The following is a 13,340-nucleotide window of genomic DNA, read 5'->3' on the forward strand; positions in this document are numbered from 1 at the left end:
CTAAACTCCCTTAAAGGATTCGATAAGCTCTTCATAAAGCCCAAAGAATTTCGCTTTTTTCACAAGCTCAGAGCGCTGCATGATCCCATTGGTGACAAACTCCCCTTTCACATTTTCGCCGAAAAGAGCATCGTCGTGCCGAAAGCCATAAATCTCTTCCATCACCACGCTATCGCCTTCAAGTCCAACAATTTCCGATATACTGGTAATTTTACGCGTACCATCACGCAGCCTATTAACTTGTACAACCATCTGAACGGCACTCACGATTGTTCTTCGAATCGCATCTAACGGCTGATTCAAGTTCGCCATCATCACCATTGATTCAACACGGGCAATTGCATCTCTCGGCGTGTTCGCGTGCAGCGTAGACATAGACCCATCGTGGCCGGTGTTCATCGCTTGCAACATCTCAAATGCTTCAGAGCCACGACATTCACCGAGAATAATTCGATCAGGACGCATACGAAGCGCGTTGATCACCAAGTCTCGCTGAGTCACAGCCCCAGTTTGTTCAACACTGGAGGTTCGCGTTTCAAGTCTAACTAAGTTAGGTTGTTGCAGACGCAGTTCAGCGGCGTCTTCAATAGTGACGATACGTTCGTCTTCCGCAATGTATTGAGACAAAGCGTTCAATAAGGTTGTCTTACCGGAACCAGTACCACCAGAGATAAGCACATTAATACGACAGCGAGACGCTATCATTAATACTCTCGCCATATCAGGTGACATCGAACCAAAATCGATCAAATCATCAAACCCGATATTTTGTTCTCTAAACTTTCGAATAGAGATCGATGTGCCATCCAGCGCAATCGGTGGAATCACGATGTTCACACGGCTACCGTCATCTAACCTGGCATCAACTGTTGGAGAGAGTTCATCAACGCGTCTGCCTACACGTGAAGCGATACGCTTAGCAATAGCCAACAACTGCTCTTCATTCACAAACGAAACTTCGGACTTTTTGACCTTACCATGTCGTTCGAAAAAGATGTTATTGGGCCCATTAACCATGATATCGGAGATAGACTGGTCCTCGACCAAAGGCTGCAAAGGACCAAGCCCAAACAGCTCATCGATAAGGCTTTTCACTAAACCAGATTTCATCATTGATGTGATGGGTCTCTGGTAGCTATTGGCTAATAAATCTACTGCCGCTTGTATCTGTGATTCTAGTTCTTTTCGGCTCATTTTCTGAACCGCTTCGGCGTCTAACGCTTCAAAAATTTGACCACGAAAGGCGAGATATAAGTCTTTATTAGAACTCATTTAACACGCACCTTCTTTAACCAAGAGTTCATCGCTTTCTGGTCGATCGGCTGGCCATTAATGAGTTTGACCAACTGCTCCGTAGAGTGACTAATATTTCGGTCGTGTTTATGTCCTCGCTTACCATCAATAATGATGTGCGCAAGCGACTTACAATAGTCAAACTCTAGATCAACACTCACTCCCAGATACTTATTAAGATCCGACTTTTCCAACACAAAAGAATTTTTAGGTCGATGGTAGTTAGCGACCATAATGATGCGAGTACGCGACGACAAAGTCAGCTGTAAGCTCTCTATCTTTTCATACAGCCGCTTAGCGCTCCTCACCGATGACACCGATGCGTCGAACACCAACACAACCACATCAAAATTTTCTGCCAAGAGTTGTGGTTCAACTTTGAAGTCCACTGCCCCAGAAAAATCTTCAATAATGAAGTTGGTGTTTCTCGCCAACAGTCCACATAAGGTTTGGCTATAATTAAAAATATCACTTGGGCTCTTCTCACCATCAATCGCTAACAAACGAAGATGCTTACGAGCATTAAAGAGGTAGCTCAATGCACCCTCTTCGTCCATTTCGTGCAATGGCGTGGTAAACTCATCAATGGTTCGCGGCATAAAATCTTTTAGCCCAAGCAAAACATCAATATTAGTACCAGCATTTTGATGGTCGACAAGAATCGTATCTGAGCCTTGTGTCGATAACAGTGACCCAAGTTCAGTAGAGATAAACGACGCGCCCACACCACCTTTGCTACCAACAATAGCAACGCGTTTTGCTTTACGTTTCTGGCTGACACCAGAAAAGGTTTTGAGGTTCTTACTCACGTGAGTTAAGAAGTCCGCAAATTCTTGTTTATTCACCGGCCAGAAAACGTAGTAGAACCCCATCTCTTTAAGAGAGCGAAGCGTTGAAATAGCATCCTCTTTACCGATAACTACCACGCCTTTATGAGTTGGTAGTTTACTAGCGAAAGCTTTTGCATCTTCTACAACATTGCTCGACTCATTAAGCTCAAGAATCACAATATGACTGCTTTGTTGCTCGGTAACTTTGGTTAATCCGGCCGTTGTGTTTACGCAAGCTGGCTCATCCCACCCTTCAAACAGAAATACTTCTTGAACTAGATTCAAACACTCTTGTGATTGATAAAATAACGTACACCCAGCCACACCGCTCGAGGTTGTCAGAACTGGCTTGGCTTTGGTTGCTAACGCTTTTGTCAAATCAAACATTATTGCTCTCCTACCAATCTTGACTTATGCGCCACTTGCTTCAATCTCATCGACTCAACAAAACAGTCAGACTGCCTCAAATTGACATGTATTTGGGCTGGCTTGCACGTTTGTGTCTTCAAGCGCGTTAGCGTTACTTTGATTCCTAGGTCACTTGGCAACGACTGGGCATACCGATAAACAACTCGTTGTGGTGTGATAATATGCGATGGATACTGTTTAAAAATACTCTGCAGCAGCTGTTTGTTCGCAGCTGACTTATAATCCACCACATAGGTAGCCTCTTTATCGACCGATTCAATTTCCTGTATCAAGTCACTAATCTGCTGAGCTGTTTTATCGCGTTTTTTAATAACAAACTCAAAACTATGGTGCTCTTTGTAAACAAGAGCTTCTGCACCTTGAGCGACGAAATACTGTTCAGAAGCACAGCCAAACAGTGAGGTAGAGAACAAGGCTATCAATGCTAATTTCTTCATTGGATAAATCCTCCTTGCGACAGCAGACGAATTGTTGCATCAGACGACGTTACTTCCTTACCATCCCACTTGATGTTCAACCAACGTGCCAATGTCGATGTCTTCTTAATGTACGGAAGTTGAATATCTTTTGGCTTCATTGGCTCCACTAGATTTACAGTAGCGACGATGATCAATTCGGTACGTTTCCTTTCGGTGGTTGCTTTTCTAAACGCGGCGCCAAGAACTGGAATATCACCAATAAATGGGATCTTTTGCATTTTTTCCAAATCAGCGCTGCTCATCAAACCACCTAGAACAAAGCTATCACCATCGGCCAGCTCTATCGTTGTCATTGCACGACGAGAAACAAGCTGTGGCACTTTGATACCAGCTGCTTCAACATACCCCTCAACTTCACTCACTTCAGGTGCCAGTTGCATTCGGATCTTGTCTTGGCTCAACACTTTGGCCGTTAGATCCAACTTGATACCGAACTCTTTGAATGAGATGTTGACGTTATTATTGGAAGACATGATTACAGGTACTTCCCCGCCAACCAGAAAACTTGCAGACTCACCGGATAATACGGTTAAGTTCGGCTCAGCCAGAACCTCTGCGATCTGGTCATTTCCTAACGCTGTAATCAAGGTAGTGAGCTTAGCCGCATTGAATTGGTCAAAAACAAATTGCCCGACACTTGAACCTACCGTACTCCAATCAGAACCAATGGTCTGGCCAAACGATTCTGTCACTTGCGCGACCGATATTTTAACGTTCACCTGCTGAGTCGTGGCGACTTCAATTCGCTCGATGATCCCTTGCCACGTCATATTGCGAGCAAACACCATGCTTTCAGACTCTTCATAATCCGAGCTGTCGGATTTAAATTTTAGCTTTTGTGCTTTGTCCCACTTCTCCATTTTTTCTCGGTCTAGTAACGTCGCGACCAAGCGATAAATATCGTCACGCGTTTCTTCTGAATCAACGATACCACTCACTGCAACTTGCTCACCTATTGACTGAACCTTTACTTGAGCGTCAGGAAAATGGAATTTGAGTTGTTTCCTGACGTCCGTTAAGTTCAAATCAACAATAATACGGTCGGATAACAGCACGTCGTTATCCACTCCATAGACAATCAATCGCGATTGGCCCACACTATTTGCAAACACAACAAGAGTGCTATCGTTGATTACCTTGTAATCAACGATGTTAGGGTTGTTTATGAACACTTGACCGATAGGTGTTTTAAATTGAATGTGTTGACCATCATTTAAAGTGATAGAACGATCAGCAGCGAAAGTATTTGTTGTTGAAAGTAAGCCAAACAGCGTTACTAAAATGGAGCCAAACAATGCTCCTTGATGGATAATCCTCATCACAAAGCCTCTCTTGGATTGTTCTCATTACCACGTAACTCATTAACTCCTGTGTAGTTATCAATGATATTACGCACCTCAGCAAACTCAGGCTGACTATAGGTTTGGCTGCGATAAATTTCGATGTGCATGGTTCGTTGTGCAAGGGCGAGTTTGGGTAGATCATCCGGGCTTACTTCAATGACAACTGTCGTTAAGCCAGCCTCTTCACTTGGAGAGCGAGCAGTAATCGATCTATCCCCTGTGTCATCATTTCCGATATTGAGCACCTTGACATGTTTCAAAAACATCGACGCCTTCACTCCGCGAAAACGCTTCGGCTTATCAAGGTTGCCAGCCAAATTGGCATTAGGAGAGCTCACCGTAAGCACATCGACAAAAGACCCCGGCCGGATGTAGTCATTTATCAAGTTTTTATCGCTAACTTTTAATGGGTACAATGTCATGTTCTCGGTAACGAGAAGATCAATGTAGCCAGGTCTACCAGGGCTCACTTGATATTCAGGTAATACCACATCACCAGAGCGCAGGTTTCGATTTAATAGAATGGAAGGCGAGAAACTGATTTGTGTATCTTCTCTGACACCAAGTTTTAGTGCTTCACTAAGAGGCAATTGTTGTTTAACAACATCTTGTGCATTGACTGCATGCCCTTTTTTAAGGGCTTCAGTTGCAATCCAAACTCCCACATGTTCTTCGCTTTTTTCTACGACCACTTCATCGGCAGTGTTCGGCTCGGGTTCACTCTTAAACAAATCGACAGCGCCTAATGCGCCCACGATTAAAGCAGCGATGGCAACAAGTAATACCAGTCGTGATCTCATAATATTCTCATTCTTTGAGGTTATATATATGGCGTAGATTTAGTTAAAATAACCAAATAGAATCCGATGCTGATAGCAATCCCATACGGAATACCTTTTTGATCATTCAACGTTTCTCTCGCTAGTATTTTGCTTATCAACTTTGTCTTTACTAGATAAAAAACTACTAAAACCCCACCAGAAAAAGCCATCATAACGAGTGCCCAAATTAGATCATGAACAGGAATGGTAAGTGATAAAGCAGATGCATATTTAATATCACCAGCGCCAATCCAAATTAGCTTATAAAGAATAAGCCCTATACCTAACACGAGTAAAAAGCTCATAACTTGAATATCTAACGGAGATAAGAAAGACTGCAATAGCAGTAATACGTATAACGCGTTGTTTTGTATCTTACGGTAGAGAAAGTCAGTGGCCGACACATATATACACAATATTGCCAAGCCAACTAGATAAAATTCATGACTAAAAATAGGAACGCCACATAAATAAAGTAAAATAAATCTTACAGTATATCTAAAACTAACAATGCCAGACCTATAACATATTAGTCCGGCATAAGTATCTAATTATTACTAAACTAGATATTAAGGATTAACCTTGCTCTTTACCGCCTGCAGTCGAAATAGCAGTAGCGACTTTATCAAAAGCATCTTCTAACTCGTTGATGAAACCGCCGTCTCCCACTGCTGTCGTTACTAACACAGCCATTGCTACGGCAATCAGACCATATTCGATCGCAGTCACGCCGCGTTCATCGTTTTTAAATGAATGGAAAAAATTGCTAGCAGACACGTATGCTTTAGTTAACATTAAATCTTTACCTATAAATTTGGATATCAATAATTTGCTCGCTCTGAGCACAATCATCCTCACACCAAAACTCAAAAATCAGTACATAGCAAAGTTAAGCAAATTTAAGCGTAGTGGGACTAATATATTTATGGCGAGTAAGAGCATCAAACTATTAAAAATTTCTAAAATACACTTTAAGCCAAGAATATTATAAAAATTAAAGTCCTTAACACTATGTAACAGATAAATAAAAGCCCCGCTAAAAAGCAGGGCTGAACATTTACATTTTGTTTAATTTTGACATTTATAATATAGATTAAATACGTCGCTACTTTTCTTCAAAACGTTTAGCTAACTGATAGAACTCGTTTACTTGTTCTTTAAGCTCTGTCGAATGATCCTTCACTGAGTGTGTTGCGACCAAATTCTGTTCTGCTGTCGACGCGATAGATTGCATGTGAAGATTCACCTCACTCGAAAGAGTACGTTGCTTATGGGCTGAGTTTTCTACCGACTGCATCAACTCGTTCATAGATTGCATCAAGCTTTCAACTTCAGATAAACGCTCTGCGCTCACCTTAGCTACATCACCACATGCATCGGTCTGCTCTCTGTTCGCTAAGATGTCTTTCTGCCAACCTTCAATGGTTGTGAGCATGGTTTCGATGCTCTCTTTGATTTGTACTGTCGCGTTCGAGGTACGCCCAGACAGCGCACGTACTTCATCAGCCACTACGGCAAAGCCTCGGCCTTGCTCACCCGCTCTCGCCGCCTCTATTGCTGCGTTTAGCGCCAGCAGGTTGGTTTGCTCCGCGATGCCACCAATCTCTTCCATTATCTTACTGACACTTTGCGCTTGATCGCTCAATTGGTAAGTAGTTTGCGTCGCTTTCTCAGCTTGCGAAGCTAGGTTTTCAAGGTTGCGATGAGTTTGGTTAATGCTCTCTTTCGCGACAGCACAAGTCTCTAAAGTCACATCGACAATCTGATGCGCTTCTTCAGTACGAGATGAGACTTCATTCGCGGTTAATTCAACCTCTTCGGTAGCCTCACGTACTTGTAGAATATCTTTTGTTTGCTGATCTAGCGCTTCAGACACTTCAAACGACGTAGCATTAAGATTATCAGCCAAATCTTGCAATGGCTTCGCTGAATCCGTCATTCTGCCTAGTACGGTACGTATGCGAGCAGACAACAGTTTTAAGTGGAAATCAGCCACAGAAAACCTGCTGTTCCCTGAGTAAACAAGTCGACTCACACTATCGAACTTTGATTGCAGTTTTTTCAACTGTAGCGGAGTATCGATGAGTTCTTGGCGGAACAACAGCGCAAGAGCAGAAACAGGTAATAGGCTCAAAAGCCATTGGGACACTTGCCCAACTTCAACAAGGTTTGAAATCAGTGGTGCAGCCAGCGAGCCCAGCAACACAGCATAACGAACACTATCACTGATCTGCAGCGACCATTGACGACCAGATTTCTCAGCCTTCAATAAACCTTGGTATGCTTTGTCAGCGACTTGTACCCATTCATTTTTAGGCTTCACACGTACAGACTGGTAACCGCTTACCTTCCCATTATCGTAAATTGGTGTCACATAAGCATCTACCCAGTAAAAACCACCGGATTTAGTTTTGTTTTTTACGATACCGCGCCACGCTTTACCTTGCTTAAGGTTCAACCACATATCGGCAAAAGCAGCCTTAGGCATATCACCATGCCTCACAATATTGTGGTGTTGTCCTAGCAATTCTTGTTGGCTGTACTCTGCGATACGACAAAAAGCATCATTACTGTAAGTAATCACGCCTTTAAGATCCGTCGTTGATACGAGTTGTTCGTGCTCGCTGAGTAACGTTTCACGAGATGGAGAAGATGAACTGACAATCATTGTTATTAACTTTTGTTAATTATTATTTTAGGCGAGGAATATATACAATTATTAAAGTTATGACAAAATGTGAACTTCACATTTTGTGTAAATGCCTGCTATTTATACGAATTTAAGCTAGTTGGCTCACATCGACGTCAGTTACTGTTGATTATCCTTCTCTTATCATGACTCTTCTAACTTCACTTCAGTGCTAAATTTCACCGTTCTCATCGATACTGAAGTATGGAACTTACGAATGTTAAGATCTTTGCGTAGTACTCGCTCAACGAAATCCTCGTAGGCTTGGATGTCTTTAACAGTCACAATAAGCATAAAATCATAGCTACCTGAGATCTGATAACACTGCGTCACTTCTGCAGCCTTAGATATAGAATGGCGAAAAATTTGATAAATATCGCCTCTATCTCGCTCCATTTCGACAGACACGACCAAAGTCATCTTATGACCAGCAAGCTCAGGGTTAATAATAGATACATCGCCTACGATCACTCCCTCCTCTCTCAAACGCTTTACACGCTTTAAACACGCAGGTGGTGACAAACCCACAAGCTCAGCCAATGCTAAATTTGGAATACGGTTATTCTTCTGAAGCTGGATGAGTATGCTTCTATCTATGCGGTCAATTTCCATAATTTCTTAAACACACCAATTTGTGACTAATAATTTCTAATATCTAAGTAATTAAAAAATTATAACTAAATTTATAACGAGATTTAGAAATCAAGATCACAGCAATCACGATAAGATCCTCCTAAATCAAACAGTCACAACATGGACGTATCAATGAAATCTACTTATCAATTTTTTAAAGAACTCTTAAAAGAGATTTTCGATGTCACCTCAACGCTTTTTCGGATCATGGGTCCCATCATCATCGTCATCAAAGTCGTCGAAGAACTCGGTGGCATAGTGATTCTCAGCGAGTGGTTAAGCCCAATAATGGAGAGTGTTGGTTTACCTAAAGAGATGGGCTTAGTGTGGGCTACCACAATACTCACCAATATTTACGCTGGATTAATTATATTGATTAATTCTGAAGTGCCCCTCACTGTCGCCCAAGCGTCTGTGTTAGGGAGCATGATGCTTCTCGCTCATTCTCTACCAATCGAAGGCGCTATCGCGAAAAAAGCTGGGGTAAGTTGGCTTGCCACCTTGTCGGTGAGAGTCGGTGGCAGCTTAGTACTGGCATGGCTACTGAATATTGGTTACCAATACGGAGACTTACTCAACTATCCAGCAACCGTTTTATGGCAGCCAGAAGTATCCTCAGATAGCAGTTATATTGGTTGGGCTATCGAACAGCTGAAAAACTTTGCAGTGATATTCATGGTCATCTCTGCCCTATTGTTGTTACTTAAAACGCTAAAGGTTCTTGGTATAGAGAAGCTAATGGCCATGTTATTGCGACCTTTTTTGAGACTATTAGGCATTAGCAAAGATGCTACGAATCTAACCATCATTGGCATCACATTAGGCCTTTCATTTGGTGGCGGCCTATTGATCAATGAAGCAAAGAAAGGACATATCTCCGCAAGAGATGTATTTACCGCGATCATGTTGCTCAATCTACTTCACAGCTTAATTGAAGATACCTTGCTGATCTTGCTGATCGGGGCTGATTTCTACACCATATTTTGGGGAAGGATCGTATTCTCAGTTCTCATCGTCGCTTTAATTTCGCACGCTATTAAACGTGTCAAACCAACGATTTGTGAGCGTTACTTTTATCGGGATGTTTCGCAATCATAACAACGAAATCTCACCGTAAACCTTTTAGCGAAAGAGCCGATACACAGGCTCTTTAATCATCAGCTTTTTCACTAGCCAACTTATTCGCCACTACCACCAGCCGTACTAACTAAAAATTTGCGTAACATTGCTCCCATAAGCGCTTTCACCTCTCCCCAGTCGAAGAAATAGTGATAATTCGAGTGAAAATAATTTAAACACAAATAATCCACCATTGGGCTGACAATAAAATTCACTATTCTTATATCAACACAAAGTATAACGGTATTTTTATTACTATCTAAAGCCTTACTTCTATTAACACGAGAGACAATAACCATATATTTCACACTGATACTTAATATTAAAACAATCAACTATAAATTCACAAAAATAAAATAAATAACTGATAATAAGGTAATTATCTAAGGGTGTTTGATATTAACTCTTAATGTTGAAAATAGGATAGACAATAACTTGTAAAAATTTACAGTTTGATTGGTTAATTTTATAAATATATTTTGTTACATAACCGAAACAAATGGCTAATTATAACAATGTCACATAAAACAATGGTCTTAATGGTTCTGTCCTTATCCTCACTGTCACAGGCTTCCACTATAGAGAATGATGAGCCATTGCTGAAGTCATTGATTGAACAAGGCATTATCTGTCCCGGCTTAAATTATGAGGACAACCAAGAAGCTTTGCGTATCTATCTCAATGCCAAAGCAAATAAGAACCATCAGCCAAATTTCGATTTAAATAAAGACATAACAAACCAACGTCAGGTAAATAAAGCACCAAAAGAGTGCATTAGACCAATATCGGTGAATAACACCGATGAAGGAAGTTGATATTTATATCGACACGGAAATATAAAAAGGAAATACAATGAAAATAATGAGAAAAACATTGCTCGCTTCAGCAATGCTTACTCTATTTAGCGTCAGTAGCTATGCCAAAACACCGATAGATCTTGGTGTTGTTAATGAAGACAAGCTAATAGAAATGTTAGTAAGACAGGGCTTCGTTGACCAAGATGCAACCGACGCGGTAAAACATGATGCACTGGACCGTTACCTAAAAAATAAGCTTAACTCTGGTTTTAAAGGTGATGCTCAGTTCGGCAAAAAAGCCATGGAGCTGAGAGCCAAGATTCTCAAAGCCATCGAAAAAGAATCTGGCGTTAAAAAAGCGAGTGTTTTTGCACTTGAAGTCGGTACTAAGCGTACAGACAAAGTGCTCGCGCTACTTGTCGACTTTCCCGACTTAAACTGGGATGACAACAGACTGACCAAAGAACACACCCAAATGCTCTACGAGAGCTACAACCCTGAACACTACCAAGAGTTGTTGTTCTCTGACACTGGCTATACTGGACCAAATGGCGAAAACTTAATCTCGATGCGCCAGTATTATCAAAGCGAATCAGGCGACAGTTATAGTGTGGCTGGTCAGGCTGCAGGTTGGTATCGTGCTTCTAAACCTGCCGCTTTCTATGGCGGTAACTCCCCTACTACAGACAATGATCTGAACGCCCAAGAGCTGGTGCGTGAAGCCCTTAACCAGTTAGCTCAAGATCCTAGTATCAACCTTGCTGATTACGATATTGAAGATCGTTACGATTACGATGGTGACGGAGACTTCCGTGAGCCAGATGGCGTAATTGATCACCTAATGGTGTTCCATGCCTCTGTAGGTGAAGAAGCCGGTGGCGGTGTGTTAGGTCCTAATGCAATTTGGTCTCACCGATTCAACCTTGGACGCACCCATGTGCTAGAAGGCACCTCGAGCTCGCTTCCAGACCGTTTTAATGGCCAGTACGCAGCATTTGATTACACGATTCAACCGATCGATGCCGCAGCTGGTGTTTGTGCGCACGAATATGGCCATGACTTAGGTCTACCAGACGAGTACGACACGCAATACACAGGCAAAGGTGAACCTGTCTCTTATTGGTCTATCATGTCTTCAGGCAGTTGGGCTGGTCAAATTGGTGGTACACAACCGACCGCTTTCAGTTCTTGGGCAAAACACTTCTTACAAAAGTCGATTGGTGGTCGCTGGATTAACGATGATCAAATATCAATTGATGACCTAGAAGACAAGCCACAAATTTACACCTTGTTCCAAACGACAGATAACGACCGTCCGAACATGATTAAGGTCGACCTTCCAGAGAAACAAATCGAAGGTTTGAAACCGTTCGAGGGTGAGTACTCGTTCCACTCTCAAAAAGGCGACGACCTGAAAAATAGCATGACTCGTAAGTTGGAAATCCCGGCTGGCGACTCTGCAGTGCTTTCCTTCAAAACTTGGTACCAAATCGAGAAAGACTATGACTTTGCTCGTGTCCTTGTGAACGGACAAGCCATCGCTGGCAACATCACCTCTATGGATGACCCATACAATACTGGCCTAGTTCCAGCGGTTGGTGGCGAGTCTGACGGTTGGATTGATGCTGAATTTGATGTTTCTCAATGGGCAGGCCAAGAAGTAGAACTGTCGTTCGAGTACATCACCGATGGCGGATTAGCCATGGAAGGTTTCTACCTAGACAACCTTAGCCTTATAGTTGACGGTGACACGGTTACGATAGATGACGGCGAAGATAACTCTAGCTTTGCACTTAATGGCTTCAAATTGAGTAATGGCTTCCATCAAGCTCAACACTACTACCTACTGCAATGGCGTAGTCATATGGACGTGGATGAAGGTTTGGCGAATATCAAGCGCATGGGCCAACTCATGTCGTTCGATCCAGGCCTGATCATTTGGTATGTCGATGAGTCACTCACTGATAACTGGGTAGGCAAACACCCTGGTGAAGGCTGGTTGGGAGTGGTCGATGCCGACCAAAATGCCATGATTTGGCAAAACTCAGGAAAAGTCGCTCAAACACGTTATCAAGTTCGAGATGCCGCGTTCTCACTGAAAGACCATACTCCAATGCGTCTTGTGAACAGTGACAATGATGTGCTTCAGGACACAAGCCTAGTGGGTACAGCAAGCTTCTCTGATGATCAAGATTACACATCACCACAAGCTCCTGATTCAGGTCGTATTTTGACTAAATTTGGTTTGGTGGTAGACATTGTTAACCAGAGCGCTGACAACGAATATGGTGTGGTACGTCTATCGAAAGTAAGCCAACACAACATTGCGCCAACGGCTAACTTCGAACTCAATACGGATGGATTGAACGTATCAGCCCGTAACTTCAGTTCGGATCAAGATGGCGAAATCATCAGCTACCTATGGGACTTCGGCAACGGCATAACAAGCAGTGAAATCGCGCCAACGTGGACATACCAAGTAGCCGGCGAATACACAGTCAGCCTAACAGTAGTCGACGACAAAGGTGCTAACGCATCGTTTAGCTCAATCGTTAATGTTGAGGTTCCAAACGCGCTTCCTGAAGCAAGTGCGAAGTACATTCACTTAGGTCGTTGGGTCACCATGTGGTCAACAAGTTCGGACAGCGATGGTCGAATTGTCGATACAGAGTGGACATTACCAAATGGAAAAGTGAAACGAGGTCGCACATTCACTTCTATCTTCCCTTCATACGGAAAGCATGAAGTGAAGCTACGAATCATCGATGACCAAGGCGGGATCACGACTAAGACCATTATGGTCGACCTATAAGTCGCCTCTAGCTCAAATCATTGAAATAAGTACGTAGACAATAACGTGCGTACTGATAAACCAACTTAAGTACTGTTGTCTGTGGCATGAGTCAG

At 42.5% G+C, this 13,340-nt stretch carries 13 protein-coding genes; 3 read left to right on the top strand and 10 right to left on the bottom strand.

What is annotated here, in order from left to right; all coding sequences use genetic code 11:
* The 9 genes from BTO10_RS04215 to BTO10_RS04255 all read right to left on the bottom strand — a co-directional run bounded on the left by BTO10_RS04215 (position 1) and on the right by BTO10_RS04255 (position 8,496).
* The gene (locus BTO10_RS04215; protein ID WP_105023666.1) at positions 1 to 1,272 is read right to left on the bottom strand and encodes a CpaF family protein; all 1,272 of its coding nucleotides are present in this window, start codon (positions 1,270 to 1,272) and stop codon (positions 1 to 3) included.
* On the bottom strand, positions 1,269 to 2,510 hold the full coding sequence (locus BTO10_RS04220; protein ID WP_105023667.1) for an AAA family ATPase: 1,242 nt from the start codon (positions 2,508 to 2,510) through the stop codon (positions 1,269 to 1,271). The genes BTO10_RS04215 and BTO10_RS04220 overlap by 4 nt, the downstream gene beginning before the upstream one ends.
* Entirely contained in the window at positions 2,510 to 2,989 is a 480-nt protein-coding gene (locus tag BTO10_RS04225) for a hypothetical protein (protein ID WP_105023668.1), read from the bottom strand. Before BTO10_RS04225 ends, BTO10_RS04220 begins: the two co-directional genes overlap by 1 nt.
* Positions 2,986 to 4,350 (bottom strand): type II and III secretion system protein family protein, encoded by a 1,365-nt coding sequence (locus BTO10_RS04230; protein ID WP_105023669.1) that lies wholly within the window; start codon positions 4,348 to 4,350, stop codon positions 2,986 to 2,988. Before BTO10_RS04230 ends, BTO10_RS04225 begins: the two co-directional genes overlap by 4 nt.
* Positions 4,350 to 5,174 carry a Flp pilus assembly protein CpaB gene (cpaB, locus tag BTO10_RS04235; protein ID WP_105023670.1) on the bottom strand — a complete coding sequence of 275 codons (825 nt, stop codon included), beginning with the start codon at positions 5,172 to 5,174 and terminating at the stop codon, positions 4,350 to 4,352. The genes BTO10_RS04230 and cpaB overlap by 1 nt, the downstream gene beginning before the upstream one ends.
* A gap of 20 nt (positions 5,175 to 5,194) precedes the next feature.
* Positions 5,195 to 5,650: an A24 family peptidase gene (locus tag BTO10_RS04240; RefSeq protein ID WP_105023671.1), complete on the bottom strand. Its 456-nt coding sequence runs from the start codon at positions 5,648 to 5,650 to the stop codon at positions 5,195 to 5,197.
* 121 nt (positions 5,651 to 5,771) lie between these two features.
* Positions 5,772 to 5,990 carry a Flp family type IVb pilin gene (locus tag BTO10_RS04245; protein ID WP_105023672.1) on the bottom strand — a complete coding sequence of 73 codons (219 nt, stop codon included), beginning with the start codon at positions 5,988 to 5,990 and terminating at the stop codon, positions 5,772 to 5,774.
* Positions 5,991 to 6,300: 310 nt separating this feature from the next.
* Complete coding sequence (locus tag BTO10_RS04250; RefSeq protein WP_105023673.1) at positions 6,301 to 7,863, bottom strand: methyl-accepting chemotaxis protein; 1,563 nt, start codon at positions 7,861 to 7,863, stop codon at positions 6,301 to 6,303.
* A 165-nt stretch (positions 7,864 to 8,028) separates the two neighbouring features.
* Positions 8,029 to 8,496, bottom strand: a complete 468-nt coding sequence (locus BTO10_RS04255; RefSeq protein ID WP_102479705.1) for an Lrp/AsnC family transcriptional regulator — start codon at positions 8,494 to 8,496, stop codon at positions 8,029 to 8,031.
* 153 nt (positions 8,497 to 8,649) lie between these two features.
* Here BTO10_RS04255 and BTO10_RS04260 point away from each other — a divergent pair, with 153 nt between their 5' ends.
* Positions 8,650 to 9,615, top strand: a complete 966-nt coding sequence (locus tag BTO10_RS04260; protein ID WP_105023674.1) for a hypothetical protein — start codon at positions 8,650 to 8,652, stop codon at positions 9,613 to 9,615.
* A gap of 80 nt (positions 9,616 to 9,695) precedes the next feature.
* Here BTO10_RS04260 and BTO10_RS23340 read toward each other — a convergent pair whose 3' ends face one another.
* Positions 9,696 to 9,944 (bottom strand): hypothetical protein, encoded by a 249-nt coding sequence (locus BTO10_RS23340; protein ID WP_146106815.1) that lies wholly within the window; start codon positions 9,942 to 9,944, stop codon positions 9,696 to 9,698.
* Positions 9,945 to 10,151: 207 nt separating this feature from the next.
* Between BTO10_RS23340 and BTO10_RS04265 the strand changes: the two genes are divergently transcribed.
* Both BTO10_RS04265 and BTO10_RS04270 read left to right on the top strand, forming a co-directional pair.
* Positions 10,152 to 10,451, top strand: a complete 300-nt coding sequence (locus BTO10_RS04265; protein ID WP_102478859.1) for a hypothetical protein — start codon at positions 10,152 to 10,154, stop codon at positions 10,449 to 10,451.
* 37 nt (positions 10,452 to 10,488) lie between these two features.
* Positions 10,489 to 13,245 (top strand): immune inhibitor A domain-containing protein, encoded by a 2,757-nt coding sequence (locus BTO10_RS04270; protein WP_105023675.1) that lies wholly within the window; start codon positions 10,489 to 10,491, stop codon positions 13,243 to 13,245.
* Positions 13,246 to 13,340 lie beyond the last annotated feature (95 nt).

The sequence above is a fragment of the Vibrio chagasii genome (genome assembly GCF_002954585.1).
GTDB classification, from domain to species: domain Bacteria; phylum Pseudomonadota; class Gammaproteobacteria; order Enterobacterales; family Vibrionaceae; genus Vibrio; species Vibrio chagasii_A.

What these genes read in the sequence shown, in the direction of transcription:
- BTO10_RS04265 (WP_102478859.1), top strand. Translation starts at nt 10,152, where the DNA reads ATGTCACATAAAACAATGGTCTTAATGGTTCTGTCCTTATCCTCACTG.
- cpaB (WP_105023670.1), bottom strand. Translation starts at nt 5,174, where the DNA reads ATGAGATCACGACTGGTATTACTTGTTGCCATCGCTGCTTTAATCGTG.
- BTO10_RS04245 (WP_105023672.1), bottom strand. Translation starts at nt 5,990, where the DNA reads ATGTTAACTAAAGCATACGTGTCTGCTAGCAATTTTTTCCATTCATTT.
- BTO10_RS04230 (WP_105023669.1), bottom strand. Translation starts at nt 4,350, where the DNA reads ATGAGGATTATCCATCAAGGAGCATTGTTTGGCTCCATTTTAGTAACG.
- BTO10_RS04250 (WP_105023673.1), bottom strand. Translation starts at nt 7,863, where the DNA reads ATGATTGTCAGTTCATCTTCTCCATCTCGTGAAACGTTACTCAGCGAG.
- BTO10_RS04225 (WP_105023668.1), bottom strand. Translation starts at nt 2,989, where the DNA reads ATGAAGAAATTAGCATTGATAGCCTTGTTCTCTACCTCACTGTTTGGC.
- BTO10_RS04255 (WP_102479705.1), bottom strand. Translation starts at nt 8,496, where the DNA reads ATGGAAATTGACCGCATAGATAGAAGCATACTCATCCAGCTTCAGAAG.
- BTO10_RS04220 (WP_105023667.1), bottom strand. Translation starts at nt 2,510, where the DNA reads ATGTTTGATTTGACAAAAGCGTTAGCAACCAAAGCCAAGCCAGTTCTG.
- BTO10_RS04260 (WP_105023674.1), top strand. Translation starts at nt 8,650, where the DNA reads ATGAAATCTACTTATCAATTTTTTAAAGAACTCTTAAAAGAGATTTTC.
- BTO10_RS04270 (WP_105023675.1), top strand. Translation starts at nt 10,489, where the DNA reads ATGAAAATAATGAGAAAAACATTGCTCGCTTCAGCAATGCTTACTCTA.
- BTO10_RS04215 (WP_105023666.1), bottom strand. Translation starts at nt 1,272, where the DNA reads ATGAGTTCTAATAAAGACTTATATCTCGCCTTTCGTGGTCAAATTTTT.